This window comes from Microbacterium sp. KUDC0406 (assembly GCF_021582875.1).
Taxonomy (GTDB): Bacteria; Actinomycetota; Actinomycetes; order Actinomycetales; family Microbacteriaceae; genus Microbacterium.
Genome location: NZ_CP091138.1, coordinates 500,842 through 525,922 on the forward strand (window position 1 = coordinate 500,842; position 25,081 = coordinate 525,922).

The 25,081-nt window shown below is 70.3% G+C and carries 25 protein-coding genes and 1 pseudogene; 11 read left to right on the plus strand and 15 right to left on the minus strand.

Annotated elements, in window-relative coordinates; translation table 11 throughout:
- Positions 1 to 128 precede the first annotated feature (128 nt).
- Positions 129 to 983 (plus strand): carbohydrate kinase family protein, encoded by an 855-nt coding sequence (locus L2X99_RS02640; RefSeq protein ID WP_236125187.1) that lies wholly within the window; start codon positions 129 to 131, stop codon positions 981 to 983.
- A 22-nt stretch (positions 984 to 1,005) separates the two neighbouring features.
- Here the strand turns inward: L2X99_RS02640 and L2X99_RS02645 are convergent, their stop codons facing one another.
- The 8 genes and pseudogenes from L2X99_RS02645 to L2X99_RS02675 form a co-directional block, all read right to left on the minus strand.
- Positions 1,006 to 1,527: an alpha/beta hydrolase gene (locus tag L2X99_RS02645; RefSeq protein ID WP_442923487.1), complete on the minus strand. Its 522-nt coding sequence runs from the start codon at positions 1,525 to 1,527 to the stop codon at positions 1,006 to 1,008.
- Positions 1,440 to 1,754 carry a hypothetical protein gene (locus tag L2X99_RS18460; RefSeq protein ID WP_442923488.1) on the minus strand — a complete coding sequence of 105 codons (315 nt, stop codon included), beginning with the start codon at positions 1,752 to 1,754 and terminating at the stop codon, positions 1,440 to 1,442. Before L2X99_RS18460 ends, L2X99_RS02645 begins: the two co-directional genes overlap by 88 nt.
- A gap of 9 nt (positions 1,755 to 1,763) precedes the next feature.
- Positions 1,764 to 2,711: an SDR family oxidoreductase gene (locus tag L2X99_RS02650; RefSeq protein WP_236125186.1), complete on the minus strand. Its 948-nt coding sequence runs from the start codon at positions 2,709 to 2,711 to the stop codon at positions 1,764 to 1,766.
- The gene (locus tag L2X99_RS02655; RefSeq protein ID WP_236125185.1) at positions 2,708 to 3,667 is read right to left on the minus strand and encodes a bile acid:sodium symporter family protein; all 960 of its coding nucleotides are present in this window, start codon (positions 3,665 to 3,667) and stop codon (positions 2,708 to 2,710) included. The genes L2X99_RS02650 and L2X99_RS02655 overlap by 4 nt, the downstream gene beginning before the upstream one ends.
- Entirely contained in the window at positions 3,664 to 4,947 is a 1,284-nt protein-coding gene (locus tag L2X99_RS02660; protein WP_236135600.1) for a flavin-containing monooxygenase, read from the minus strand. The genes L2X99_RS02655 and L2X99_RS02660 overlap by 4 nt, the downstream gene beginning before the upstream one ends.
- Positions 4,948 to 5,048: 101 nt before the next feature.
- A complete protein-coding gene (locus L2X99_RS02665) occupies positions 5,049 to 5,771 on the minus strand; it encodes a TSUP family transporter (RefSeq protein ID WP_236135601.1) in 723 nt (240 codons plus the stop codon).
- A pseudogene (locus L2X99_RS02670) lies at positions 5,771 to 7,438 on the minus strand (phospho-sugar mutase). The gene L2X99_RS02665 and the pseudogene L2X99_RS02670 overlap by 1 nt, the downstream one beginning before the upstream one ends.
- Positions 7,435 to 8,268, minus strand: coding sequence for a purine-nucleoside phosphorylase (locus L2X99_RS02675; protein WP_236125182.1), 834 nt, complete (start codon positions 8,266 to 8,268; stop codon positions 7,435 to 7,437). Before L2X99_RS02675 ends, L2X99_RS02670 begins: the two are co-directional and overlap by 4 nt.
- Positions 8,269 to 8,351: 83 nt before the next feature.
- Between L2X99_RS02675 and L2X99_RS02680 the strand changes: the two genes are divergently transcribed.
- Entirely contained in the window at positions 8,352 to 9,791 is a 1,440-nt protein-coding gene (locus tag L2X99_RS02680) for an NAD(P)H-quinone dehydrogenase (protein ID WP_442923489.1), read from the plus strand.
- Positions 9,792 to 9,851: 60 nt separating this feature from the next.
- Here L2X99_RS02680 and L2X99_RS02685 read toward each other — a convergent pair whose 3' ends face one another.
- Entirely contained in the window at positions 9,852 to 11,618 is a 1,767-nt protein-coding gene (locus L2X99_RS02685) for an acetyl/propionyl/methylcrotonyl-CoA carboxylase subunit alpha (RefSeq protein ID WP_236135602.1), read from the minus strand.
- A 99-nt stretch (positions 11,619 to 11,717) separates the two neighbouring features.
- Complete coding sequence (locus L2X99_RS02690; RefSeq protein WP_236125179.1) at positions 11,718 to 12,374, minus strand: Maf family protein; 657 nt, start codon at positions 12,372 to 12,374, stop codon at positions 11,718 to 11,720.
- Positions 12,375 to 12,404: 30 nt separating this feature from the next.
- On the opposite strand from L2X99_RS02690, the gene L2X99_RS02695 reads away from it, so the two are divergent.
- Genes L2X99_RS02695 through L2X99_RS02710 form a run of 4 tightly spaced genes read left to right on the plus strand, consistent with a single transcriptional unit; the run spans position 12,405 to position 16,562 of the window.
- On the plus strand, positions 12,405 to 13,634 hold the full coding sequence (locus L2X99_RS02695; protein WP_236125178.1) for a class I SAM-dependent RNA methyltransferase: 1,230 nt from the start codon (positions 12,405 to 12,407) through the stop codon (positions 13,632 to 13,634).
- Positions 13,635 to 13,664: 30 nt separating this feature from the next.
- Positions 13,665 to 14,327: a response regulator transcription factor gene (locus L2X99_RS02700; RefSeq protein ID WP_236125177.1), complete on the plus strand. Its 663-nt coding sequence runs from the start codon at positions 13,665 to 13,667 to the stop codon at positions 14,325 to 14,327.
- The gene (locus L2X99_RS02705) at positions 14,317 to 15,552 is read left to right on the plus strand and encodes a sensor histidine kinase (protein WP_236125176.1); all 1,236 of its coding nucleotides are present in this window, start codon (positions 14,317 to 14,319) and stop codon (positions 15,550 to 15,552) included. Before L2X99_RS02700 ends, L2X99_RS02705 begins: the two co-directional genes overlap by 11 nt.
- On the plus strand, positions 15,549 to 16,562 hold the full coding sequence (locus L2X99_RS02710) for a hypothetical protein (RefSeq protein WP_236125175.1): 1,014 nt from the start codon (positions 15,549 to 15,551) through the stop codon (positions 16,560 to 16,562). The genes L2X99_RS02705 and L2X99_RS02710 overlap by 4 nt, the downstream gene beginning before the upstream one ends.
- 289 nt (positions 16,563 to 16,851) lie before the next feature.
- Here the strand turns inward: L2X99_RS02710 and L2X99_RS02715 are convergent, their stop codons facing one another.
- The 5 genes from L2X99_RS02715 to L2X99_RS02735 form a co-directional block, all read right to left on the minus strand.
- Positions 16,852 to 17,076 carry an acyl-CoA carboxylase subunit epsilon gene (locus L2X99_RS02715; RefSeq protein ID WP_236125174.1) on the minus strand — a complete coding sequence of 75 codons (225 nt, stop codon included), beginning with the start codon at positions 17,074 to 17,076 and terminating at the stop codon, positions 16,852 to 16,854.
- Positions 17,073 to 18,686: an acyl-CoA carboxylase subunit beta gene (locus L2X99_RS02720; protein WP_236135603.1), complete on the minus strand. Its 1,614-nt coding sequence runs from the start codon at positions 18,684 to 18,686 to the stop codon at positions 17,073 to 17,075. The genes L2X99_RS02715 and L2X99_RS02720 overlap by 4 nt, the downstream gene beginning before the upstream one ends.
- 109 nt (positions 18,687 to 18,795) lie before the next feature.
- The gene (locus L2X99_RS02725) at positions 18,796 to 19,098 is read right to left on the minus strand and encodes a hypothetical protein (RefSeq protein ID WP_236125173.1); all 303 of its coding nucleotides are present in this window, start codon (positions 19,096 to 19,098) and stop codon (positions 18,796 to 18,798) included.
- Positions 19,099 to 19,176: 78 nt separating this feature from the next.
- Complete coding sequence (locus tag L2X99_RS02730; protein ID WP_442923490.1) at positions 19,177 to 19,911, minus strand: hypothetical protein; 735 nt, start codon at positions 19,909 to 19,911, stop codon at positions 19,177 to 19,179.
- Between the two features lie 529 nt (positions 19,912 to 20,440).
- The gene (locus tag L2X99_RS02735) at positions 20,441 to 21,133 is read right to left on the minus strand and encodes a phosphocholine cytidylyltransferase family protein (RefSeq protein WP_236125171.1); all 693 of its coding nucleotides are present in this window, start codon (positions 21,131 to 21,133) and stop codon (positions 20,441 to 20,443) included.
- A 223-nt stretch (positions 21,134 to 21,356) separates the two neighbouring features.
- Between L2X99_RS02735 and L2X99_RS02740 the strand changes: the two genes are divergently transcribed.
- The 5 genes from L2X99_RS02740 (at position 21,357) to L2X99_RS02760 (ending at position 25,054) form a co-directional block, all read left to right on the plus strand.
- Positions 21,357 to 21,746: a hypothetical protein gene (locus tag L2X99_RS02740; protein WP_236135604.1), complete on the plus strand. Its 390-nt coding sequence runs from the start codon at positions 21,357 to 21,359 to the stop codon at positions 21,744 to 21,746.
- A gap of 370 nt (positions 21,747 to 22,116) precedes the next feature.
- Positions 22,117 to 22,341, plus strand: a complete 225-nt coding sequence (locus tag L2X99_RS02745) for a hypothetical protein (protein ID WP_236135605.1) — start codon at positions 22,117 to 22,119, stop codon at positions 22,339 to 22,341.
- Positions 22,342 to 22,345: 4 nt separating this feature from the next.
- A complete protein-coding gene (locus L2X99_RS02750) occupies positions 22,346 to 23,197 on the plus strand; it encodes an ABC transporter ATP-binding protein (RefSeq protein ID WP_236135606.1) in 852 nt (283 codons plus the stop codon).
- A complete protein-coding gene (locus L2X99_RS02755) occupies positions 23,173 to 24,738 on the plus strand; it encodes a hypothetical protein (protein ID WP_236125168.1) in 1,566 nt (521 codons plus the stop codon). The genes L2X99_RS02750 and L2X99_RS02755 overlap by 25 nt, the downstream gene beginning before the upstream one ends.
- 49 nt (positions 24,739 to 24,787) lie before the next feature.
- Positions 24,788 to 25,054: a DUF3039 domain-containing protein gene (locus tag L2X99_RS02760; RefSeq protein WP_157310764.1), complete on the plus strand. Its 267-nt coding sequence runs from the start codon at positions 24,788 to 24,790 to the stop codon at positions 25,052 to 25,054.
- Positions 25,055 to 25,081: the final 27 nt, after the last annotated feature.

Here is a 25,081-nt window from a genome sequence, read left to right on the forward strand (position 1 = left end):
CGAAGAAGAGAACACCAGGAGAACAAGCTGTGCAGGCACGGGTGATCGCGGGCGCGGAGTTGTGAAGACAAGGTGAACGACGGCACTTCCGTGAGGGGTGCGCTGGGCGGATGCGCCAGAATCGAGGGATGCATCAGATCTCCATCGTCGGCGCCGTCTCCTGGAACACCCTCGTGCTGCTCGATGAGCTGCCGGCTCCCGTGCCGCACATGCAGTACGCGCAGGACGACTGGCAGACCCTTGGCGGCACCAGCGCGGGCAAGGCGCTCGCGCTGACGGCACTGGGCGACCGGGTGCGGCTGCGTGCGGGCGTCGGGGCGGACGCTGAGGGGGAGCGGATCCGCATGGCGCTCACGGGCGCCGGCATCGACCCGTCCGACCTCGTGGTCGCTGACCGCTCGGAACGACACCTGAACCTGATGACGCCGGCAGGGGAACGGGTCTCGCTGTATCTGGCGAGCCCGGAGACCGCCGCCGAGGAGGACCGTGCTCTCGACGAGTTCTTCGCCGGCGCCGAGGTGCTCGTGGTGGATCTCTCGGCCGCGGGCCTCGCCGCGCTTCCCGCCGCGCAGCGCTCCGGCCGGCCGATCTGGGTCGACGTGCACGACTACGACGGCAAGGCGGAGTTCCACCGGCCGTTCCTGGCGACGGCGGATGCGGTGTTCTGCAACGCCGACCGGCTGGCGGACCCGGTCGGCTTTCTGCGCTCACGTGTCGACGCGGGTGCGTCGCTCGCCGTCTGCACGCTCGGCGCCGAGGGCGCGGTCGCGGTGGACGCCGCAGGCGAGGTTCACCGGGTCGCGGCCATGCCCGTCGAGGTGCTCGACACCAACGGCGCCGGCGACGCGTTCCTGGCGGGAGTGCTGCACGCGCATCTCGACCGCGCGGCGCTCCCTGAAGCGCTGGCCGCGGGCGCACGCTCCGCATCATCGGTGCTGAGCACTCGTCACCTGCATCCGCTGCTGGACGACGTGCTCGGCTGAACACGAACGGCGTGAGCGCCGCTCAGCGCAGGGCGTCGGCGAACGACCTGATGTGCTCGGTCAGCTGCGCGCGCATGTCCTCGTCCGAGATCGTCGGGGTGCCGTCGCCGGCCTGCGGACCGTAGTCACCGAACGACGCGTGCGAGGCACCGGCGATCTCCACCATCTCCGCGTCGGAGGGCAGCAGGTGCCGGGCATCCGCGATCTTCTTCGGCGTGGACAGACCGTCCTCGCTGCCGGACAGGCTCAGCACCGGCAGCCCGGACTCCGCCAGATCGTTCGCGCAGTACGAGGCGAACAGCACCAGGGCGTCGGCGTCCTCCGCCAGCTGGCACGAGCGCACTCCGCCGAGCGAATGCCCGCCGACCATCCACGCGTCCACGTCGGGCGCGGCGGATGTGAAGGCATCCATTCCTCGGAGGTCGAAGAAGGCCAGGTTCAGCCAGGGACGGGTGATCACGACGGTGATGCCGTCCTCTGCGGTGAGGTCCTGCAGCTTCGCGATGTACGCCTCCGGCTGCACCTTCGCGCCGGGGACGAACACCAGGCCCAGGTCGGAGCCGCCGTCCGCGGGGAGAGCACGATGCCCTCCGCGGTGTCGTCGTCGATCGTCAGACCGGGGTTCTGCTCGGCTTCCGCGAGCGGCCCCGGCTCGGCGGCCATCACACCGACCTGGCTCCAGATCAGAGTCCCGCCGACGATCAGCACGACGACGGCGAGCAGGCTCCACAGCACCCAGCGGAGGACCCGCCTCCCGCGCTTCTCAGGCATGGTTTCAGGCTATCGTCGCGCGACGCCCGGATGCGTGCGCAGGTACTCCTCGAACGCCTCGTGCGTGCTCAGCGCGGGGGTGTATCCGAAGTCGCGCTTCAGCCGCTCGTTCGCGAGCACAGGACGCCAGCGCAGGAAGGGGACCTTCTCCGGGCCGTGCTCGGTCAGGCGCAGCATCCGTCCGATCCGCAGTCCGGCCGACAGCGCCCAGGCCGGGATCGTGAGCATCCCCTTGCCGAGCCTGGTGGCGATCTCGGGCACGGTCATCCGGCCGTCGCCCGCGACGTTGTAGACACCGGCGGGGCCGCCGGTCGCCGCCAGCACCATCGCGCCCGCCACGTCGTCGACCCAGACGAACACGAAGGGCGAGTCGGAACCGGCGATGCGCAGCAGCCGGTCGCCGTCCCAGAGCGCGGTGATCTGGTTGTGCACGGCCGGCCCGAGGATGGTGCCGATCCGGAAGATGACCTGTTCGAGTTCCGGATGCGCGGTGCGGGCATCCGCCAGCATCTCCTCGACCAGGCGCTTGTGCCGCGAGTAGGGGAACGCATCGTTGCCGCGCAGCGGCTGGTCCTCGCTGATCCACTCAGGGTTGTCAGCGTGATAACCATAGGCGGCGCCGGACGACGAGACGACCAGCCGGCGCACGCCTGCCTCGACGCAGGCCGCCAGCACGTTGGCGGAGCCGTCCACGTCGACGCGGTACTCCAGGGCGACGTCGCGACCGGGATTCACGATCGCGGCCAGATGCACGACGGTGTCGATCTCGTGCCTGCGCAGAGCGGGGGCGAGCGAGGACGGATCCGTCACGTCGAAGGGCTCCGACTCGACGCCAGGGACCTCCGACGCGCGCAGGTCGCCGCTGACGACGAGCTCCACTTCAGGGTGCGCGGCGAGCAGACGGGTGACGTGGGAGCCGAGGAAGCCTGCGCCGCCGGTGACGAGGACGCGGGTCATGCGGGATCTCCCGTCGTCGTGAGGGCGTACCGAGAGGCGTCACCGGTCGCGGCCCCGGTGCGGCGCCTGGTGTGCGCTGCCCAGAGCGTGGCCACGATGAGGCCGGCGATGATGTCCCACACACCCCACCAGCCGGCCACGACCGCCATGCCACCCAGCCCGCCGAAGAACGTGAACACCAGCCCCAGCCCGAGACCGGCGTTGCGGATGCCCACCTCGAACGTCATCGCCTTGCGCTCACGGGTGCCGAGGCCGCCGAGCACCGCGGTGCCGTAGCCGAGGCCGAGCGCCACCGCATCGTGTGCAGCGACGACGAGCAGCACCGTGCCCAGCACGCTGATGAACACGGCCCAGTTGCCCACCAGCGCGCCGACGATGAAGCCGATCAGGGCGATCAGGCTGAACCAGCGCACGAACGGCTGCACCCTGGCGGCGAAGCGCGGCGCCTTGGCGCGCAGAAGCAGGCCGACCACGAACGGCAGGCCGATGATCAGCACGATCTCCAGCAGCATCTGCCACGGGTTCAGCTCGACCGCGTGCAGCAGGGTGCGCGCCTTCGGGTGCAGCGAGCCCCAGAAGGCGATGCTGAGCGGCATCGCGACGATGTAGATGAGGTTGCCGACCGCCGTCAGCGACACCGACAGTGCGACGTTGCCGCCGGAGCGGTGCGTGAGCACCTGCGAGATGTTCCCTGGTGGGCAGCAGGCCACCAGCAGCATGCCGAGCGCCATCGACGGCGTCACGGGCAGCACCAGCGTCAGGACGAACGTCACGACCGGCAGCAGGAGCAGCTGCGCGAGGATCGCGATCACGAACGGTTTCGGATGCTTGGCCACGACCCGGAAGTCTCGCGGCGCGGTGTCCAGCGCGATGCCGAACATGATGAGTCCCAGCACGACGTTGAGGATCATCAGAGTGCCGGGAGTGAAGTTCAGGACCACCTCGTCGATGTTCATGCCTTCTCCAGGATGCTCTTCTGCTTGCGCACCGCGGTGCGGTAGGCGTGCTTGTTCACGTAGTAAGACATCCGGTCGAGCCCGAGGTAGTGGTACCCGCCGGTGAGGTCCGGCCAGGGCGATCCGGTGACGCGCTCGCGGAACCGGCGGGCGCGCTCGGGGGAGCGCTCCTCGGCGGCGAGGTAGGCGGCGACCAGCTCGGCCTGCTCGTAGCGGCCCTGCCAGCCGATGCCGGATGCCTCGATCATGCCCATCACGTACAGCCCGTTGAACGACGGAGGGAAGACGTTGAGGAACAGTTCCGGCGCCGGACCCTGCCAGTGCAGATGCTCGCGGTCGACGAAGGGATAGTCCAGCGTGTACCCGGTGGCGAGCAGGATCAGGTCGTAGTCGCCGGAGGTGCCGTCGGCGAAGTGCACGGTGTCGCCGTCGAAGCGGTCGATCCCCAGACGGACGCGGAGGTCGCCCTGCCCGAGGTGGTTCAGGATCAGCGTGTTCACGATCGGGTGCGACTCGTAGATCCGGTAGTCCGGCTTCGGGAACCCGAAGTGCACCGGGTCGCCGGTGAAGGCCTTCAGGACCCGGGTGTCGATCGCCTGCTTGATGCGGGCGGGCAGCGGACGCCCCTGGTTCAGCAGATCGCTGGGCCGGCCGAACAGGTAGCGCGGCACGAAGTAGTAGCCGCGGCGCACGCTCATGTCGACGGATGCCGCATGGTGCACGGCGTCCACGGCGATGTCGCATCCGGAATTGCCTGCGCCGATGATGAGCACCCGCTTCCTGGCGAGCTGCGCCGCGCTCTTGTAGGCGCTGGTGTGCATGATCTCGCCGGCGAACTCGCCGGGGAACGTCGGGATCTGCGGTTCGGCGAGGGTGCCATTGGCGAGGATGACGCCGTCGTAGCGAACGGGATCCCGCCCGGCGGCGTAGAGCATCCACCCGCTGTCGGCGACGGGCTCGAGGCGTTCGACCTTCGTGTCGAACCGGAACAGCTCCCGGAGGCCGAACTCGTCCGCATACGCCCCGAAATAGTCCTTGAGCACCCGGTGCCCGGGGTAGTCGACGTCGGAGTCCATGGGGAACTCGGTGAACTCGGTCGTGGTGCGCGACGAGATCAGATGCGCGGACTCGTACATCGTGCTGCGCGGGTTGCTGATGTCCCACAGGCCGCCGACGTCGTGTGAGGCCTCGTAGCCCTCGACGGCGATGCCCTGTGCCTGCAGCGCTCTGGCTGCTGCGAGTCCGGAGGGGCCGGCGCCGATGACGGCGTATCTCTTCATTCTCTCCCGCACGACGACGTGCTGCGTTCTGTCGCCCCCCGGTCTCAGCGATCCTAACCCGGCTGGAATCCGGTTCCGAAACCGGTGGCATTCGGAACAGGTCAGGAGAACAGCGCCACGACGCCGCGGATCAGCACGACGACCGTCCCCGCCCAGGCGCACAGCAGCATGATCCGGCGCGCCAGCGCGACCGGAACCAGGCGGACGAGCCACCCGCCCAGCAGCATTCCCGCCGCCGTGCACACACCCAGCAGGACGAGTTCGGCGGGCGGCGACGAGGGCAGACCGCAGAGCGCCACCGAGACCAGCCCGTAGCCCAGGAAGATCACCTGGGCGCTCGCGGCGAAGCGTCGCTGCGGCCAATCGTCGCCCAGCGCGTACGACGCCAGCGCCGGACCGGACAGGCCGCTCGAGGCGTGCATGAAGCCGGCCAGCGCCCCGGCGCCGATTGCGCCGCCTCGCCCGCGAAGATGCCGCGCGACGCCGCCGAACCACTGCGCGCTCAGCGCGAGCAGGCCCATCGCACCGATGAGCAGCAGCAGCGCGGCATCCGGTAGCAGCAGCGCGGTCAGCGCGCCGAGAGGAGCCGCCACGACGCCGGCGCCGAGCAGCCACCGAGTGGGCGGCCAGTCCACCTCGCGCCAGGCACCCGGAAGCGCGAAGAGCGAGGCGATCACGGCGAGCAGCACGGCGATCGTCACGCCCTCGACGGGACCGTAGACGAGGACGACAGGGCCGATCAGCACGAGCACGAAGGCCAGCCCCGTGACACGCTGGATGACCGCGGCGATCACGGTGACCGCCGCGGTCAGGACGAGCAGCACTACGAGCGCTCCTCCAGCAGGGCACGGACGGCGGCTTCGAGCTCGGCGACGGCGGTGCGTGCAGCATCCGCGTCGTCGGCCCTGGCGTCGATGTACACCTTGAGCTTCGGCTCGGTGCCGCTGGGGCGCACGATCACACGCGACCCGTCGGCGAGGCGGTAGCGCAGCACGTCACCCGCGGGCATGCCGGATGCCCCGGCGGCGAGGTCCTCGGCTGATGCCACGGACCGCTGTCCGAATGCTGCGGGCGGCGTCCGCCGCAGCGATGCCATGAGCCCCGCGATCACGGAGAGGTCGTCCACGCGGATCGACACCTGACCGCTCGCGAACCAGCCGATCTGCTCGGCGAGCTCGTCCAGGAGCCCGGCGATCGTCGTGCCGCGCACGCGGGCGTCGGCCGCGAGACCCAGCAGTGCGACGGCGGCGGAGATGCCGTCCTTGTCGCGCACGGTGTCGGGGTTCACCAGGTAGCCCAGCGCCTCCTCGAAACCGAAGGCGATGCCCGGGGCGCGGGAGATCCACTTGAATCCGGTCAGGGTCTCGTGGAAGTCCAGGCCGTGGGCTGCGGCGATCGCTCCGAGACCGGGGAGGAGACCAGCGAGCACGCCAGCGACGCCCCCGCTGTGCCCTGGGCGGCCTTCGCGGCGCGCAGACCCAGCAGCAGCCCGACCTCGTTGCCGGTCAGGCGGCGCCAGCCGCCCTCGGACGCGGCATCCGGGATCGCTACCGCGAGGCGATCCGCATCCGGGTCGTTCGCGATGACGAACTCGGCATCCGGCGGCGCGGGCGCGCTCGAACGCGAGGTCCATGGCGCCGGGCTCCTCAGGATTCGGGAACGACACCGTGCGGAACGTGGGATCGGGCTCGCGCTGCTCGTCGACGACGCGCGGAGCCGGGTAGCCGGCCTTCTTCACCACGCGCGAGAAGGTCTCCCAGCCCACGCCGTGCATCGCCGTGTACACCCAGCGCATCTCCTGCACGCCCAGCGGCGCCGGGGCGACGGCGGCGGTGGCGACGACGTACGCCTCGACCAGGTCCTCGCCCGCGGTCTCGTAGGCGTCCGAGCGCGGCAGTACGGAGACGTCACCGGCATCCGCGACCCGCTGGATCTCGGCGGCGATCTCGGCGTCGGCGGGTGCGACGATCTGCGATCCGTGGTCGGCGCCGCCGAGGTACACCTTGTAGCCGTTGTCGTTCGGCGGGTTGTGGCTGGCGGTGACCATCACCCCGGCATCCGCGCCCAGGTGCCGCACCGCGAAGGCGAGCACCGGGGTCGGCAGCAGGCGGGGGAGCAGGATCGCACGCAGACCGGCGCCCGCGAACAGCTCGGCGGAGTCGAGAGCGAATCGGCGCGAGTTGCGGCGGCCGTCGTAGCCGATCACCACGGTGGGTGTGCCGGTCGAGCGGTTCTTCAGGTAGGCGGCGAAGCCGGCCGCCGCCTGCGACACCAGCACCCGATTCATCCGGTTGCTGCCGGCGCCGAGGGCGCCGCGCAGACCGGCGGTGCCGAAGGCGAGCCTGCCGGCGAACCGGTCCGAGAGGTCAGCGACCGCGGCGGCGTCGCCGGAGGCTGCGCGCGTGATCACGCCGGCGAGCTCGTCTCGCGTCTCCGAGTCCGGGTCCTGCCGAAGCCAGGCGCGGGCCGTGGCCAGCAGTTCGGCGTTCACAGCGCCTCGATCACTCGGGCCAGCAGCGCCGAGATCACCGGCTCTGCGGCCTGGCCGGCCTCGATCACCTCGGCGTGGCTGAGCGGCGTCTTCTGGATGCCGGCGGCGAGGTTGGTGATCAGCGAGAAGCCGAGGATCTCCATGCCCGCCTCACGGGCCGCGATGGCCTCGAGTGCGGTGGACATGCCGACGATGTGCCCGCCGATGGCCTTCGCCATCTGCACCTCGGCCGGGGTCTCGTAGTGCGGTCCGCGGAACTGCGTGTACACGCCCTCGTCCAGCGAGGGGTCGACCGTGCGTGCGACGTCGCGGAGACGCCGCGAGTACAGGTCGGTGAGGTCGATGAAGGTCGCGCCCTCGAGGGGCGAGTCGGCCGTGAGGTTGATGTGGTCGCTGATCAGCACCGGCTGCCCGGGCTTCCAGGTCTCCCGCACACCGCCGGCACCGTTGGTGAGGACCATGATCTTCGCGCCGGTGGCCGCGGCAGTGCGCACCGAGTGCGCGACCCGGCGCACGCCGTGGTCCTCGTAGTAGTGCGTGCGTGCGCCGATCACGAGCACGTTCTTGCCGTCGGGAGTGCGGATGCTGCGCAGCGTCCCGACGTGGCCCTCCAGGGCGGGCTTCGAGAAACCGGTGACCTCGGTCGCCGGAACGGTCGCGACGGTCTCGCCGATGAGCTCGGCGGCCTTGCCCCAGCCTGATCCGAGCGTGAGGGCGATGTCGTGGTGAGAGACCCCTGTCAGCCGCGCGATGTCGGCTGCGGCCTGAGCGGCGACCTCGAACGGGTTCGCGTTCGGGTCGTCGAGGGGGTTGGTGAGAGTGTCTGGCATGAGTCCACTCTAGGAATGTGCGGGCCGCGCTGCCAGCTTCCGGCTGTGTGCGGGCTCTCCCGCGTACTGCGAGAATGGTACTCATGGCTCATTCCCCCTTCGCGAACAGGCAGAGCGTCGCCGTCCTCGGCGGCGGCCCCGGTGGTTACGAGGCAGCGCTCGCCGCAGCCCAGCTGGGGGCCGACGTCACCCTTGTCGAGCGGGTGGGAGTCGGCGGCTCCGCCGTCCTCACCGACGTGGTGCCCTCGAAGAGCCTGATCGCCACCGCCGACGCCGCAGTCGCGATCTCCGAGGCATCCGATCTGGGCGTGCAGTTCTACGCGAAGGGCGAGCGCGGCAAGCCGCTCAAGCCCGAGATCGCGATCAACCTCGCCGCGGTCAACAAGAGGCTGATGGCGCTCGCCGGGCAGCAGTCCGAGGACATGCGCACGGCTCTGCTGGATGCCGGGGTGAAGATCCTCTCCGGTCACGGGCGCCTCGACGGGCACAACGCGATCGTCGTCTCGACGGCGGTGGGCGGCACGGACTTCGACCGTGTCGAGGCCGACACGATCGTGGTGGCTGTCGGCGCCGCACCGCGCGAGCTGGACTCGGCCAAGCCGGACGGCAAGCGCATCCTCACCTGGACCCAGCTGTACGACATGAAGGCGCTCCCCGAGCACCTCATCGTGGTGGGCTCGGGCGTCACCGGTGCCGAGTTCGCCTCGGCCTACATGAACCTGGGTGCGAAGGTGACGCTGATCTCCAGCCGCGACCAGGTGCTGCCGGGTGAGGACCAGGACGCCGCTGCGGTGCTGGAGCGGGTGTTCAAGCGCGGCGGCATGCAGGTGCTCTCCAAGTCGCGCGCCGACAAGGTCGAGAAGTCCGAGGACGGCGTGGTGGTCACGCTCTCGGATGGTCGCACCGTCGAGGGCAGCCATTGCCTGCTCGCCGTCGGGTCGATCCCGAACACGCGCGGCATCGGGCTGGAGGAGGCGGGCGTCGAGCTCACCGAGTCCGGGCACATCCGGGTGAACAAGGTGGCTCGCACCGCCGTGTCGAACATCTACGCGGCCGGCGACTGCACGAACTTCTTCCCGCTCGCGTCCGTGGCCTCGATGCAGGGCCGCACCGCGGTCTTCCACGCACTCGGTGACATCGTGATCCCGCTCGAGCAGCGCAGGATCACGGCGAACATCTTCACCGCCCCCGAGATCGCGACGGTCGGCTACTCCGAGAAGGACGTGCAGGACGGCGTGATCGAGGGCATCGTGCACAAGCTGCCGCTCGCCGCCAACCCGCGGGCGAAGATGATGGGCATCAGGGACGGCTTCGTGAAGCTGATCGCCCGGCGAGGATCCGGCACGATCATCGGCGGTGTGATCGTCGCGCCGAAGGCATCCGAGCTGATCTACCCGATCGCCGTGGCGGTCGAGCGCCGGCTCACCGCCGACCAGGTGTCGCGCGTGTTCGCCGCGTACCCGTCTCTTTCGGGCAGCATCACCGACGCCACGCGGGCGATGCACCAGGTCGCGACGTCCTGACCTCGACGCTTCGACAGGCTCAGCGACCCAGGTGGTCGGGTCCCTGAGCCTGTCGAAGGGTCAGCTGATGGTGAGCAGCTGGTGCCCGGCGGCGACCGTGGCGCCTGCGTCGGCGCTGATGTTGCCGATCACGCCGTCCTTGTGGGCCTGCAGCGGCTGCTCCATCTTCATGGCCTCGAGCACCACGACCAGGTCGCCCTTGACGACCTGCTGTCCGTCCTCGACCGCGATCTTGACGACGGTGGCCTGCATCGGCGACTTCACCGCGTCGCCGGAGGCACCGGAGTTCGCCGTGGTGGCGTGGCTGCGGCGCGACGGGGGCACGGCCGGCGGGCGCCCGGCGGTGCCGGATGCCACGGCGACGCGGTCGGGCAGGCTGACCTCGAGGCGCTTGCCGCCGACCTCGACGACCACCGTGTGGCGCCCCGGAGCGGGCGCCGGGTCATCGAGCTCGCCGTCCCAGGCGGGAATGTCGTTGACGAACTCGGTCTCGATCCAGCGCGTGTACACGCCGAACTCACCGTTCTCGGCGGTGAAGGCGGGGTCGCGCACGACCTTGCGGTGGAACGGCAGCACGGTCGGCATGCCGGAGACCTCGAACTCGTCGAGGGCGCGGCGAGCGCGCTCGAGCGCCTCTGCACGGTCGCGGCCGGTCACGATGATCTTCGCCAGCAGCGAGTCGAAGGCGCCGGAGACCTGGTCGCCGGCGGTCACGCCGGAGTCGAGCCGGATGCCGGGGCCGCCGAAGGTCTTGAAGACGTGGATGGGGCCCGGCTGGGGCAGGAATCCGCGACCCGGATCCTCGCCGTTGATGCGGAACTCGAAGGAGTGTCCCTGCGGCTCGGGGTCGGCGTAGTCGATGGTGCCGCCGGCGGCGATGCGGAACTGCTCGCGCACCAGGTCGATGCCGGTGACCTCCTCGGACACCGGGTGCTCGACCTGCAGGCGGGTGTTGACCTCGAGGAACGACACCGTGCCGTCGGCGCCGATGAGGAACTCGCAGGTGCCGGCTCCGACGTAGCCGACCTCCTTGAGGATGGCCTTGGAGGCCGCGTACAGCAGGTCGTTCTGCTCCTCCGTCAGGAACGGCGCTGGGGCCTCTTCGACGAGCTTCTGGTGCCGGCGCTGCAGCGAGCAGTCGCGGGTGGAGATGACGACCACGTTGCCCTCGGCGTCGGCCAGGCACTGCGTCTCGACGTGCCGGGGCTTGTCGAGGTACTTCTCGACGAAGCACTCTCCGCGTCCGAAGGCGGCGACCGCCTCGCGGGTGGCGGACTCGAACTGCTCGGCGACCTCGTCCAGCCGGCGGGCGACCTTCAGGCCGCGACCGCCGCCGCCGTAGGCGGCCTTGATGGCGATGGGAAGGCCGTGCTGCTGCGCGAACGCGATGACCTCGTCGGCGCCGTCGACGGGCCCCGGGGTGCCGGGGGCGAGGGGAGCGCCGACCTTCTCGGCCACGTGGCGGGCCGTGACCTTGTCTCCCAGTGCCTCGATGGCCTCGGGAGACGGGCCGATCCAGATCATGCCGGCGCCGATGACGGCGCGGGCGAACTCGGCGTTCTCGGCGAGGAAGCCGTAGCCGGGATGTACCGCGTCGGCTCCCGCTCGGCGGGCGACCGAGAGGATCTTGTCGATCTGCAGGTAGGTCTCCGCGCTCGTGGACCCGTCGAGGGCGTAGGCCTCGTCGGCGAGTCGCACGTGCATGGCGTCCCTGTCCTGGTCGGCGTACACGGCGACGGAGGAGATCCCGGAGTCCCGGGCGGCGCGGATGATGCGTACGGCGATCTCGCCGCGGTTCGCGATGAGCACCTTGGCGATATCAGGCATGGGTTTCAGCCTAGCGAGTGTCACCCCGATCCATTTGACGACTCTCCACAAGAAAACGTGGAATTCGTGTCGGGATGCCTTCAAACGGCCCGGCAGGGCTCATGCGGGGTCGGCCGCGTTCCACAGGTCGGTCCACACCACTCCGAGCTCCGCGGCCAGCCGGCGCAGGGTCGACAGCGACATCCCGACCACCGTGGAGGGGTCGCCCTCCACGCGCGTGATGAACGGGCCGCCGAGACTGTCCACGGTGAAGGCGCCGGCGACGTGCAGAGGCTCGCCGGAGGCGATGTACGCGTCGAGCTCGGCATCCGTGACATCCGCGGCGAAGGTGACCGCCGCCTCGGCCACCGCATGCGCCTCGGCCGGTTCGTCGCCGGGCCGCACCCGGAACACCGAGTGCCCGGAGTGCAGCACGCCGGTCTCACCGCGCATGCCCTGCCAGCGACGACGCGCCTCCTCCGGCGTGTGGGGCTTGCCGTACACCTGCCCGCCGAGCGCGAACATCGAGTCGCCGCCGATCACGAGGCCGTCGAAGCCCGGGTCCTCCTCCCTCAGCCGACGCACGACATCGGCCGCCTTCGCGCGGCCCAGCAGCAGCACGAGCTCGTCCGGTGCGAGCGGAGCGCCGCGCTCGGCCTCGGCCGCTGCGGCGACGGCATCCTCGTCGACACCGGGGGAGCGGGTCTCCGGTTCGATGCCCGCCTGTCGCAGCAGCATGAGGCGGGCGGGGGATGTCGAGGCCAGGCAGACGCGCATGCCCTCCACGGTATCTGGGAAGATCGAGGGATGACCTCCTCCGCGGGCGACCTGCTCGATCTCGACATCACCGGTTTCGCGCACGGCGGCACCGCCATCGCCCGCCATGAGGGCCGAGTCGTGTTCGTCGCGGACGCGATTCCCGGAGAACGGGTGCGGGCACGGATCACCGAGGCGTCGAAGCCGTCGTTCTGGCGCGCCGACGCCGTCGAGGTGCTCGAGGCGTCGCCGCACCGCCGCGCGCACATCTGGCCGGAGGCGGACATCTCGCGCGACCCCGCAGACCGGGTCGGCGGCGCAGACCTCGGTCACATCGACCTCGGCCACCAGCGGGTGCTCAAGCGCCAGGTGCTGCAGGAGGCGCTGGACAAGTTCGCCGGTGCGGGCCTGCAGGCGCCAGAGGTCACGGGCCTCGATGAGGGCGACGGCACCGGATGGCGCACGCGCATGACCCTGCACGTCGATGACGCCGGACGCGTGGGGCCGTACGCCGCCCGCAGCCACCGCGTGATCGAGGTCGACTCGCTGCCGCTGGCCCGGCCCGAGCTCGCCGAGGCCGCTGGCGCCCTGGTCGGCACGCCCTCCGCCGGACGCATCCTGTTCATCGAGCCGGCGGACGGCCGCGCACGCGTGCTGCCTCGACCTGACCGTCAGGTCCGTTCGCGGCGCGGTGCACGCGCCCATCGCGCCGAGCCCGAGGTCATCGTAGAGCGCGTCGGCTCGCGGGAGTTCCGCCTCGACGTGGACGGCTTCTGGCAGGTGCATCCGCTCGCCGCCGCCACGCTCGACGCCGAGGTGCGCGCCGCTCTCGAGGAGCGCGTCGATCCGGATGCCACGCACTTCGACCTCTACGGCGGTGTCGGCCTGTTCGCCGCCGCGCTCGCCGACCTCGGCGCCGCAGACGTCGTGACCGTGGAATCCGATGCCCGTGCGACCGCGCATGCCGAGCAGAACCTGGCGCCGCTGGACGTGCAGGCGGTCACCGCCCGTGTCGACCGCTTCCTGGCATCCGTCCCCTCCGGCAGCCGGGCAGGCACGATCGTGCTCGATCCGCCGCGCTCCGGAGCGGGGAAGGCCGTCGTCGAGGGCGTGCACGGTCTCGCGCCGGAGGCCGTCGTGTACGTCGCCTGCGACCCGGTCGCGCTCGCCCGGGACCTCGGAACGTTCCGTTCCCTGGGCTGGCAGGCCGATCGTCTGCGGGCCTTCGATCTGTTCCCGCATTCGCACCACTTCGAGACCGTGGTTCGTCTGACGCGCTGAAGCGCGTGGCGCCCTGAGTATTCTGATTCCATGAGCACCGTTGCCCTCATCGACGATCACGAGTCGGTACGTCTGGGCCTCGAGGCCGCCTGTCTGCGCGACGGGGAGCAGCAGGTCGTGTTCTCCGGCGGAACCGTGAAGGACTATCTGCTGTGGCGGACGTCGGCCGGAGCGCCGCCCGTCGACGTCGTCGTACTCGACCTGACGCTCGGCGACGGCACCACCGTCACCGAGAACGTGGCGACCCTGGTGGCCGACGGCGCGAGCGTGGTGATCCACAGCGTGGCCGACCGTCCGGCATCCGTGCGCGAGGCGCTCGTCGCGGGCGCGGCGGGCGTGGTGAGCAAGTCTTCGGCCCTCGACGACGTGCTCGACGCGATCCGCACCGTCGCCCGCGGCGACGCCCTGAACAACGTCGAGTGGGCCAGCGCCGTCGACGGCGACCGCGAGTTCGCCGACGCCCAGCTCTCCACCCGTGAGCGCGAGGTGCTTCGTCTCTATGCCGCCGGGCTCCCGCTGAAGGTCGTGGCGGAGCGGCTCGGGGTCGCCTACTCCACGGCGAAGGAGAACATCACTCGCATCCGTGTGAAGTACGTCGAGGTCGGGCGTCCGGCGCCGACCAAGGTCGACCTGCTGCGCCGCGCGATGGAGGACGGCATCGTCGCCCCGGACGGGGCGTCGCGTGGCGGTTGACGCGCGCGGCATCCGGGAGGCGTGGAACCAGATCCCGTCGCCGGGTGCCGCGGGAGCCGGGCTGGAGCGGTTCACGGGCAACCGGATGGAGCGGATCCTCCAGATCGTGATCGCCCTGGGCTCCGCCGCGCTGGGCGCACAGGCATTCCTCGGAGCCATCAGCACGCTCTCGAGGCTGGACGCCGCGCATCTGGCGATCCTGATCCTGGTCTTCCTGCCGCTGGCGGCCATGATCGTCGCGTGCCTGGTCGGCCGGTTCGTCCGGGTCGCGTGCGGCAGCTTCGCCATCACCTACATGATCGCGCTGCTGCTCTGGCCGGTCGTGGTGATCTCGGCGGGCCGGGGAGCCGCCGACCAGCCGTGGATCTTCTTCCTGGTGAACATCGGCGTGGTCGCCGCCGTGGCGGCGTTCCCGTTCGCCCTGCAGTTCGTGTGGGCGGCAGCGCTGCCGCTGGTCTACGGCTGGGTGCGCCTGGTGCAGGGCGGGTTCTCGAAGGAGTACTGGATCACCACGGCGTTCGACGTGACGTTCACCCTCATCCTCGGGATGGTCCTCGTGTCACTGGCCTGGATGTTCCGCTCGGTCGCCGCCGGCGTCGACGAGGCGCGGGCGAAGGCCGTCGACACCTACGCGTCGGCCGCGGCAGCCACGGCGGCGGAGGAGGAGCGCGTCGCGCTCGCCGCGCTCATGCATGACAGTGTGCTGGCGGCCCTGATCGCCGCGGCGCGGGCCGAGAGCGACCGGGAGCAGGATCTGGCCGTCGGGATGGCGCGGGAGGCGCTCACGCGGCTCGCGAACACCGAGGCGTCGGTGGCGCAGGAGGGCACTGATGAGCCGGTGAGCACCACCGGCATCGTGGCCGAGCTGCGCCGCACGCTCTCGGAGCAGGGCGCCGACGCCGTCGTCGAGGAGCGCGGAGAGCCGGGCAGCGTTCCGGGCCGGGTCGCCCGTGCGCTGGTGCTGGCGGCGCGGCAGGCGATCGGCAACGCACTGACGCACGCGGCCGGCCGGGGACTGCACGTGATCGTCGACGCCGAGAGCGGGACGGGTGTCCGCGTGGTCGTCAGCGACGCGGGGCCGGGATTCGATCCGGAGAGCATCGGTGAGGACCGGCTCGGCATCCGCGCCTCGATCCTCGCCCGCATGGCCGCGGTGGCCGGCACCGCCGACATCGATTCCGGGGATCAGGGCACGGTCGTCACGCTCGGATGGGAGAGTGCATGAGGCTCACCGTCCGCAGCATGGCCACCGGTCTCGCACTCGGTTTTGCCGTCTACTTCGCGGCCCGGGGCGTCTGGTGGACGCCCGTGCAGCCGGAAGTGCCGCTGTTCATGGTCGCGGCGATCGGGCTCTACATCGCCACCATCCTCACCGCGGTGCTGGCCGGCACTGATCGGCAGGTGCGGATGCCGCTGTGGTGCGGCATCCTCGCCGTCGTGACCGCGGTGGCGGTGCCGTACCTGGTGTCGGTGTCGCTCATCGACGTCGACCGGGTGGCGCCGTTCGCCACGTGGTACATCGGAGCCACCGGTCTGCTGGGAGTGGTGTGCATCGTGCGTCGCCGATTCCTGATCGGCTGGCTGATCCTGCTGATCCTGGGGGTCTCCGCCTGCGCGTACATGGGACCGGGGAACGCCTTCACGCTCGGACTGGTCGGCTCGATCACCTGGGTGACCGTGGCGCAGCTACTGGTGCTGTTCTGGGACCGCGCGGTGCGCGACACCGAGCGCCTCGCCGACATCCAGCAGGCGGTGTCGGCCTGGCACGCCACGCAGCAGGTGCGCCAGCGCGAGCGGCGGATGCGGGTGCAGCTGGCACTGGCGGTCGCGGGGCCTCTCCTGGCCAGGACGGTCGCCGCACACGGCGCGCTGGACGCGGATGAGAAGAAGCGGGCCCGCATCGCCGAAGGGCGGCTGCGCGACGAGCTGCGCGGCGCGAGCCTGCTCAACGACGCCGTGCGCGAGGCCATCGCCGATGCGCGCAGCCGCGGCGTCGCCGTGACCGTGTTCGACGAGGGTGGCCTGGACAACGTCGGCGAGCAGCGCAGGGACGAGATCCGTGATGAGCTCGCCGGTGTGCTCGCGCAGGTCAGCACCGACCGTGTGATCATCCGTGCGGGCAGTGACGAGGTCATCGCTGTGACGGTGGTGGGCCGCGGCGGCGCCGGCGGATCACGTGACGAGGACGAGGTCGACCTCTGGCACGAGATCCCGCGCGAGGCGCCGAAGCACTGAGCCGGCCGAAGCACTGAGCCGGCCGAAGCACTGAGCCGAACGGCTCGGACCGATCGGTCCGGGAAGAGAAAGGGCGAGGGGCGGCGAAGCCGCCCGCCCTCGCCAACGCGGACGAGTTACCCGAAAACTGTCCGCATGTGGACGGTCGATCGCTTGCCTACCCTGGGACAAGGGGACCGTCTAACGCGAAGCGTTGCATCAAGTCTCTCGGCTGGAAACATCCCTGTCTGTAGGTATTTCGGGGGACAAATCCGGAGAATCTCGGCGGATCGGCGTCGAATCGGAGGAACTACCCCGAGAACCGGCCCCAGGGGATGTCCCGGCGCAGGGGTGCGCGCATCGGCCGGCGCGTGCTCATCCACGCCGATATGTGCTTCTCCTCGGCGACGGCGCCCGCGACCTCGGTCGTGTACGCCTCGCTGACGAGCGCGACGAGAGCGGCGAGCTCCTCGTCGGTCGGGTTCCCCCGCACGACCTCGACGATGGGTGCGTCTGGCTGCTGCTGCTCGGTCACAGCGGGATGTTCCCGTGCTTCTTGGGCGGCAGATCGGCCCGCTTGCCCTTGAGGGCGCGGAGCGCCTTCGCGATGGCGACGCGGGTGTTCGCCGGCTCGATGACTCCGTCGATCTCACCGCGCTCGGCGGCCAGGAACGGACTCGTCACGCTGTAGGTGTACTCGTTCGCGAGGCGGGTGCGGACGGCTGCGACATCCTCGCCGGCCTCCTCGGCGCGCTTGATCTCGCCGCGATACAGGATGTTCACCGCGCCCTGCCCGCCCATCACCGCGATCTCCGCGGTCGGCCAGGCGAGGTTGACGTCGGCGCCGAGCTGCTTGGAGCCCATCACGATGTAGGCGCCACCGTACGCCTTGCGCAGGATGACGGTGACGAGCGGCACCGTGGCCTCGGCATAGGCGTAGATGAGCTTCGCGCCTCGGCGGATCACGCCGGTCCACTCCTGGTCGGTGCCCGGCAGATATCCGGGCACGTCCACGAGGGTGACGATCGGGATGGAGAACGAGTCGCAGAAGCGCACGAACCGGCTGGCCTTCTCGCCCGCCTCGATGTTGAGGGTTCCGGCCATCTGCGAGGGCTGGTTGGCGATGATGCCCACGGAGCGCCCCTCGACGCGGCCGAAGCCGATGAGGATGTTCGGGGCGAACAGCGGCTGCACCTCGAGGAACTCGCCGTTGGCCTGCCCTGAGCCCGTCGAAGGGTCGACGATGCGCTCGATGACGGAGTGCATGTCGTAGGGCTGGTTGGGGGAGTCCGGGATGATCGCGTTCAGTGCACGATCCGCGTCTGTGGTCTCGAACTCGAAAGCCGTGTCGTAGCCGGGTATCTCCGCCATGTTGTTGTCCGGCAGGAAGCCGAGCAGCGTGCGGGCGTAGTCGATCGCGTCGTCCTCGTCCTCTGCGAGGTAGTGCGCGACGCCGGATCGGGTGTTGTGCGTGTAGGCGCCGCCGAGCTCCTCCATGCCGACGTCCTCGCCGGTGACCGTCTTGATCACGTCGGGACCGGTCACGAACATCTGGCTGGTCTTGTCGACCATGATCACGAAGTCGGTGAGGGCGGGGCCGTACACGGCGCCGCCGGCGGCCGGGCCCATGATGATGGAGATCTGCGGGATGACGCCGGAGGAGCGGGTGTTCATCTTGAAGATCTCGCCGTACTTCGACAGCGCCAGCACGCCTTCCTGGATGCGGGCGCCGCCGGAGTCGAGGATGCCGATCACCGGCATGCCGCTGGTGAGGGCGAACTCCATGATCTTGATGATCTTGTCGCCGGAGACCTCGCCGAGCGAGCCGCCGAAGGTGGTGAAGTCCTGCGAGTAGACGGCGACGGTGCGGCCGTGGATGGTGCCGATGCCGGTGACCACCGAGTCGCCGTACGGGCGGTTGCGGTCCATGCCGAACGCCGTGGTGCGGTGCCGCACGTACTCGTCGAACTCGACGAAGCTGCCGGGATCGACGAGAAGCTCGATGCGCTCGCGGGCGGTCATCTTGCCCTTGGCGTGCTGCTTCTCCTGGGCTTTCTTCTCGGCGTCGACGACGGCTTCGGTGTAGCGGGCGCGGAGGTCCGCGATCTTGGCTGCGGTCGTCGAGAGGTCAGGCGTGTCCGTCACGTTTCCACACTAGTGCCGGCGCATGAAGGGCCGTTGGATGCTCGCCACAACGGATTCGTGGATCCTTTGGGGGTTCGGTCCCTCCGCGTGCAGCTGCGCCCGGCCAGGATCACACCACGAACCGCCAGACGTACTCCAGGCCGTCGTCGGGACGGAACCAGGCGAGGGTGACCACGACGTCGTCGAGATCGGTGGCGCACAGGCACAGCTCCACTCTCTCGGACGGCAGCACCTGACCCCACAGGTCGGTGACGATCCCGGCATCCGGATCGTCGTGGAAGACGCGCACGAAGTCGACCGGCTCGTCGCCGCCGTTCAGGACGAGCGGGTGCGCGCGGTCGGTGCGCAGTACGCGCCAGGGCACGCGGTACGCGGGAGCGGATGACGGGAGCTGAGGGAGTCCGAGAGGCATGCCGTCACGCTAGGAACGGCTTCCGACAGGGTCGCCGATGCGCCGGCATCCGCCGCCGGGCCTGTGCAGGACCGTGTGTCACTCGTCGGCTGTGGAGAGCATCTCGACCTCGAGATCGGTCTCCTCGGCTGCCGGATCGATCGCCGGCCTCCGGCGGACGGCGTCGGTGACCCTGCGGCCGGCCCAGCCCACCCCGCGCACCGCGGTCCCCGCCGCGCTCGCCGCAGCCGAACCCACGAGGCGCGCGCCGTGCAGCATCCGGACCTCCAGCTTCTGCGCTCCGGGGATGGGTTCGAGCTCGGCGGGAAGCTCTGCCGGCGGCCGGCCGAACGCCTTCCGCGACGAGGTCAGCACCCGTCTGCCGAGCACGTGGTTTCCGGCACCGCCGATCGCGGCGCCGATGCCGAACGGCAGCGCCTTGCCCAGGAACGAGGCTCCTCCGTTCACCGCGAACTGCTTGATGAACATGCTCTTCAGCCGATCCACCAGAGGTCCGACGGCCGCACGCGGCAGCGACTTCGTCACCAGCTCGCCCCAGTACGCGGAGCGTGTGCCGCCCTTGCCCACGGCCTGCTTGGCCAGCTGCGAGACCAGATCCACGCCCTCCTTGCCGAGCATGAGCGTCATCACCAGAGCCCGGGCGCGATCGGGGTTCTCGACCGGGATGCCGTGCACCTCGGCCACCGACTGCGCGAACAGCGCCGTGGACTCCACGAACCCCAGCGTCTCCACGCCCGACAGCGCGAGCGTCACTCCGGTGCCGATTCCGGGCACCACCGCGGTCGCGCCGACCGCGGCTCCGCCTGCGGTCACCGGCGGCGAGATAACGGAGCTCCAGGATGCGCACGATCTCGGCCGGCGTCGCGCGCGGGCTGCGCAGACGGATGCTGCGGATGTGTGCGACCACCAGGGGTCGCTGCACCGCGAGCACCCGGTCGACACCGCGGATCACGAACGGATGCTCGTCGGAGCCCACCGGCGGCAGACCGGTGTCCCAAACGGAGTCCGCGGGGAGCGAATGGATCTTGTGCACCTTTTCGCGCATGCGCCGATCCTATGCATCTGTGCCTGCGAATCGCCTTCGGCGGGACCCGGGAAGGTCTCCGTCGGACGCAAGGAGGATTCTGCAGCTCCCGCACCTGCCAGAGCGGTGAAAACCTCCTTGCATCGGTGGGCCTCACTCGCGGCGTCCGGCGCAAGGAGGAAAACGTCGATCCGAGGCGGGCTGCGGCGGCGAAAAGCTCCTTGCCCACTGTGTGCTCGGCCGCGGCAAAGACGTACTCGCCGAGGGAAAGCTGAGAGCCCGGCTCCGCAAGGGAACCGGGCTCTCGAAAGCGGCGGGTCAGACGAACAGGTTGGCCCGCTCGAGGTCCTCGGCGAAGTCGATCTCGACCGCATACAGATCAGAGACGTCCATCGGCTCGATGAGCACGCCGTCCTCGGCGATCGCCAGCTCGAGGCCGCGCTCGAAGTAGTCCTGGTCGTCGACGCGCTGCAGCTGGCGCATGAACGCCTTCTTGTGCGCGGAGGAGATGTAGTTGATGCCGACGGCCTCGCCGAGACCGCCCTTGACGGTCTTGGACAGCTCCTTGATGAAGCCCTCCGGGCTGACGGTGTACTTCACCTCTTCGTCGCTGACCTTCGAGGTGTTGACGGTGACGAACGACTGGTCGCGTTCGATGAGTTCGATCGCACGACCGAGGATGCGCGGGTCGAACACGACGTCGCCGTTCATCCAGAGCACGCCACCGCGGCCGGTGACGCCGAGTGCGCGCAGCAGGCTCTTCGAGGTGTTGGTGACGTCGTAGCGCTCGTTGTGCACGTAGTTCACCTGCGGGAACGACTCGATGATCGTCTCGGCGCGGTAGCCCACGACGGTCGTGATGCGGGCGTCGCCTCCGAAGGCGGCGCGGATGTTCTCGTGCTGCTGCTGCATGATGCTGCGGCCGTCGTTCAGCTCGGTGAGCGGCTTGGGGAGGGCGCGCCCGAGGCGCGAGCCCATGCCGGCGGCCAGGATGACGGTCTGAAGAGTCACGAATGCTCCTGAAAAGTATCTGTGTTCACTGTCGATTCATCGACGAGACACCTCTTCGTGCCGGTCCCATGCTAGCGAAGCGGCCTGAGAGAGCCCCTGGCGGGGAGGCGGCGTTGCCGTTTCGTGATCGAGTACACACCGGACACTCAGGATCGGTCATGGCGCGAAATACCGCGGCTCGCGGACCCCGGGAAGCTCAGGGACGGTTGATAGCGTAATAGATGTGACTGCTTCCTCCCCCACACCCGGCGACGACCCCGTGAAGGCCCCAGCTGCGGCGGAGGATGCCTCCGCGACAGCGAAGAAGCCCGCCGCGAAGAGGTCGACGGCAGCATCCGGGTCCGCCGCTCAGGATGAGAAGGCCAAGGCCAGGAAGGACGCCGCGACGCAGGCGGCGGCGAAGACCGCGGCCGTGAAGACGGCGGCTCGCAAGACGACGGCGGCGAAGACCGCGGCGGCGAAGAAGACGTCCGGCGCGGCGGCGGCCAAGACCGCCGCGGCGAAGACCGCGGCGGCGAAGACCGTCGGCATCCAAGTCGGCGGCGAGGACGACCGCATCGCAGACCGCTGCGAAGAGGACCGCCGCGGCCAGGACCGCGGCGACGGCACGTGACGAGGAGGCGGCCGCGACCACGGCCGCCGCGAAGCCCGCCACGACGAAGGCTCCGGCGAAGAAGACCGCTGCAAAGACGGCTGCGACGAAGACCCCGGCGACGAAGACGGCTGCGACGAAGGCCCCGGCGACGAAGACGGCTGCGACGAAGGCCGCGGCGACGAAGACGGCTGCGACGAAGGCCGCAGCGGCGCGGACGACGGCCGCGAAGAGCTCTGAGACTCCCGCGACGAAGGCGGCTGCCAAGAAGGCTCCTGCCAAGAAGGCTCCGGCACCCACGACCTCCGCAGCGACGGCCGCAGCGGCGGCCTCCGTGGATGTCGGGGCCGCGTCCGCCATCACGAAGAAGCCTGCGGCGAAGAAGCCCGCCGTGACGACACGCCCCGGCGCGAGGACCGCAGCGGCGGCCGCAGCGGCCGGCGTGGTGGAGACTGTGGCTGCAGACGCCGTGACGACGGGTTCTGGGGAACCCGCTGTGAAGGAGGTCATCGTGCCCGAGGAGACTCCGCAGGCCGAGGCGCCACCGCGGGACGACACCGTCGTCCTCCCCGCCGGAGGCCCCGGCGGTCGCCGTCGCGCCAGAGCCGGAACCTGAATCCGTGCCGCAGAGCCGGCCCGCCGGCGAGGCGGCCGAGGCGCCGGCAGCGGAGGAGAAGACGCCAGAGCCGGACCCCGCCTCCGATGACGAGGCGGTGCCCGCGGTCATGATCCGCGGCCTGGTCAAGCACTTCGGCGACACCCGTGCGGTGGACGGAGTCGACCTTACCGTCCCCGCCGGCACCTTCTACGGCATCGTCGGGCCGAACGGCGCGGGCAAGACGACCACGCTGTCCATGGTGGCGGGACTCCTGCGCCCGGACAGCGGGAACATCATCATCGGAGGGGTGGACCAGAAGGCCGAGCCGGTCGCGGCGAAGCGGGCCCTCGGCGTGCTCCCCGACAGGCTGCGCACCTTCGACCGGCTCACCGGCCGTCAGCTGCTCGACTACTACGGACTGCTGCGCGGGCTCGACTCCGGCGTCATCGAGAAGCGAGCGGCCGACCTGGCGCGGGCGTTCGACCTCACCGAGGCCCTCAGCCGAGTGGTCTCCGACTACTCCGCGGGGATGACCAAGAAGGTCATGCTCGCCGGTGCCATGATCCACTCGCCGCGCGTGCTGGTGCTCGATGAGCCGTTCGAGTCGGTGGATCCGGTCTCGTCGGGCGTCATCCTCGAGATCCTGCGCGCCTACGTCGACCACGGCGGCACGGTGATCCTGTCCAGCCACGGGATGGACCTCGTCGAGCGGGTCTGCTCGCGCGTGGCGATCATCGTCGGCGGTGAGGTCCTCGCCGAGGGCACGATCGACGAGGTCCGCGGCGGGCAGTCGCTCGAGGCGCGTTTCGTCGAACTGTCCGGCGGCAGCGCCGAGGTGGAGGGGCTCGAGTGGTTGCACACGTTCTCCGCCTGAGGCTCGCCCTCCTGGCGGGATCGCTGCGCACCGGGCGTCCGGTGCGCACGATCCTGGGTCTGCTGGTCGTCGCCGCGCTGACCGCCGCCACCTGCGCGGCCGTGCTCAGCCTGGGTGACGGGCCGCTGGACACCGCACGATCGGTGATCGTGCTCGGCGGCGCGGCCGTCTTCCTCGCGTTCCTGCTCGGACCCGTGCTCATCGGCACGAACGACCAGCTCGACCCGCGCAAGTTCGCGGTGTTCGGCGTCGACGAGCGGCGGATGCCGTGGACGCTGGGCCTCGCATCGGCGATCAGCGTTCCGAGCGCGGCGCTGCTCGCCGTCGGCGTGTGCGTCATGATCGTCGGCATCGGGTTCGGCGTGCCCTGGCCCGTCGCCGTCCTCTCGACTCTGCTCGGTGTCGCGGTGACCATGGTCGCCGCGCGGATCGGGATGGCGGTGAGCGCGCTGCTGCTTCCGGAGCGGCGGTCCCGCGAGCTGACCGCGCTGTTCGCGCTGGCACTGATCGTCATCGCCTTCCCGGTCGCGGTGTTCTTCGCCTCGATGGCGTGGGACGGCGCCGTGCCGACGGCCGTCGCCACCGCGACCGCGATCGTCGGCATGACCCCGCTCGGCGCGGCGCAGGGCTTCCTGTTCTCCGTCGCATCCGGCGACGGTGCCGGCGCCTGGGCGAGCGCGACCGTGGGGGTCCTGACCGCCGCGGGAGCCGCCCTGCTCTGGACCTGGCTCGTGCGACGGCTGCTGACGACGGTGGAGCGTCCGGTCGCGGCGCGCGAGCGGTCCGGTCTGGGCTGGTTCGCGGTGCTGCCCTCGAACGCCTTCGGCGCCGTCGCCGCACGCAGTCTGGTGTACTGGCTGCGCGACCGCCGCTACATCGTGAACGTCGTGGTGGTGCCGGTGGCCGGCATCCTCACCGTGCTGCCGCTGGTCGTCGCCGGCGTGCCGCTCGAGCTCGCCGCGCTGATGCCGGCGCCCCTGATCGCGCTGTTCCTCGGCTGGCTGCCGCACAATGACGTCGCCTACGACTCGACCGCGATCTGGGTGCACATCGCGAGCGGGATGAAGGGCGTCTCGGACCGGCTCGGCCGCCTGGTGCCCATGGTGCTGCTCGCGCTGCCGCTGCTGGCCGTCGCCGTGTCGATCACCCTCGCCGTCGTCGGCGACTGGTCGCTGCTGATGCCGTTCACCGGGGTCGTGGCATGCCTGTTCCTCAGCGCCCTGGGGATGTCGAGCGTCTCCTCCGTCGTCGCGCCCTATGCGGTCTCGCGGCCCGGCGACAGCCCGTTCCAGCAGCCGCAGCGCTCCGCGTCGTACGGATCCTACGGTGCGGCGGGAGCGCTGCTGGCGGCCCTGCTGCTCACGGTCCCGGCCGGCTGGCTGTTCGTGCAGACGCTGGTGGAGGGAGACCAGCACGGACCCGCGACGTTCTGGACCGGCATCGTCGTCGGCGTGATCGCGCTCGCCGCTGGGGTGAGCGTCGGCGGGCGGATCTTCGAGCACAGCGGTGAGCGGCTGATGGAGTTCGCGGAGACGACCTGATCGGCATCCGCACGCCCTCGGGGCTGCGACGGCGATTAGACTCACGGTCATGAGTACTCCGCTGGACAGCCCCGATCAGGGCGGCGTGGCAACGCTTGATCGCGAACTCGAGGAACTCCTCAAGGAAGAGCACTTCGAGCCGGGCGACCATGAGCGCTTCTCGCACTACGTGAAGAAGGAGAAGATCCTCGAGTCCGCGATCACCGGCAAGCCGGTGCGAGCTCTGTGCGGCAAGAAGTGGACCCCGGGTCGCGACCCGGAGAAGTTCCCGATCTGCCCCACCTGCAAGGAGATCTACGAGTCGATGGTCGGCTGAACCGGCCCTTCGACAGGCTCAGGGACC

What these genes read in the sequence shown, in the direction of transcription:
- L2X99_RS02640 (WP_236125187.1), top strand. Translation starts at nt 129, where the DNA reads ATGCATCAGATCTCCATCGTCGGCGCCGTCTCCTGGAACACCCTCGTG.
- L2X99_RS18460 (WP_442923488.1), bottom strand. Translation starts at nt 1,754, where the DNA reads ATGCCTGAGAAGCGCGGGAGGCGGGTCCTCCGCTGGGTGCTGTGGAGC.
- L2X99_RS02650 (WP_236125186.1), bottom strand. Translation starts at nt 2,711, where the DNA reads ATGACCCGCGTCCTCGTCACCGGCGGCGCAGGCTTCCTCGGCTCCCAC.
- L2X99_RS02655 (WP_236125185.1), bottom strand. Translation starts at nt 3,667, where the DNA reads ATGAACATCGACGAGGTGGTCCTGAACTTCACTCCCGGCACTCTGATG.
- L2X99_RS02660 (WP_236135600.1), bottom strand. Translation starts at nt 4,947, where the DNA reads ATGAAGAGATACGCCGTCATCGGCGCCGGCCCCTCCGGACTCGCAGCA.
- L2X99_RS02675 (WP_236125182.1), bottom strand. Translation starts at nt 8,268, where the DNA reads ATGCCAGACACTCTCACCAACCCCCTCGACGACCCGAACGCGAACCCG.
- L2X99_RS02680 (WP_442923489.1), top strand. Translation starts at nt 8,352, where the DNA reads ATGGCTCATTCCCCCTTCGCGAACAGGCAGAGCGTCGCCGTCCTCGGC.
- L2X99_RS02685 (WP_236135602.1), bottom strand. Translation starts at nt 11,618, where the DNA reads ATGCCTGATATCGCCAAGGTGCTCATCGCGAACCGCGGCGAGATCGCC.
- L2X99_RS02690 (WP_236125179.1), bottom strand. Translation starts at nt 12,374, where the DNA reads ATGCGCGTCTGCCTGGCCTCGACATCCCCCGCCCGCCTCATGCTGCTG.
- L2X99_RS02695 (WP_236125178.1), top strand. Translation starts at nt 12,405, where the DNA reads ATGACCTCCTCCGCGGGCGACCTGCTCGATCTCGACATCACCGGTTTC.
- L2X99_RS02700 (WP_236125177.1), top strand. Translation starts at nt 13,665, where the DNA reads ATGAGCACCGTTGCCCTCATCGACGATCACGAGTCGGTACGTCTGGGC.
- L2X99_RS02710 (WP_236125175.1), top strand. Translation starts at nt 15,549, where the DNA reads ATGAGGCTCACCGTCCGCAGCATGGCCACCGGTCTCGCACTCGGTTTT.
- L2X99_RS02725 (WP_236125173.1), bottom strand. Translation starts at nt 19,098, where the DNA reads ATGCCTCTCGGACTCCCTCAGCTCCCGTCATCCGCTCCCGCGTACCGC.
- L2X99_RS02760 (WP_157310764.1), top strand. Translation starts at nt 24,788, where the DNA reads ATGAGTACTCCGCTGGACAGCCCCGATCAGGGCGGCGTGGCAACGCTT.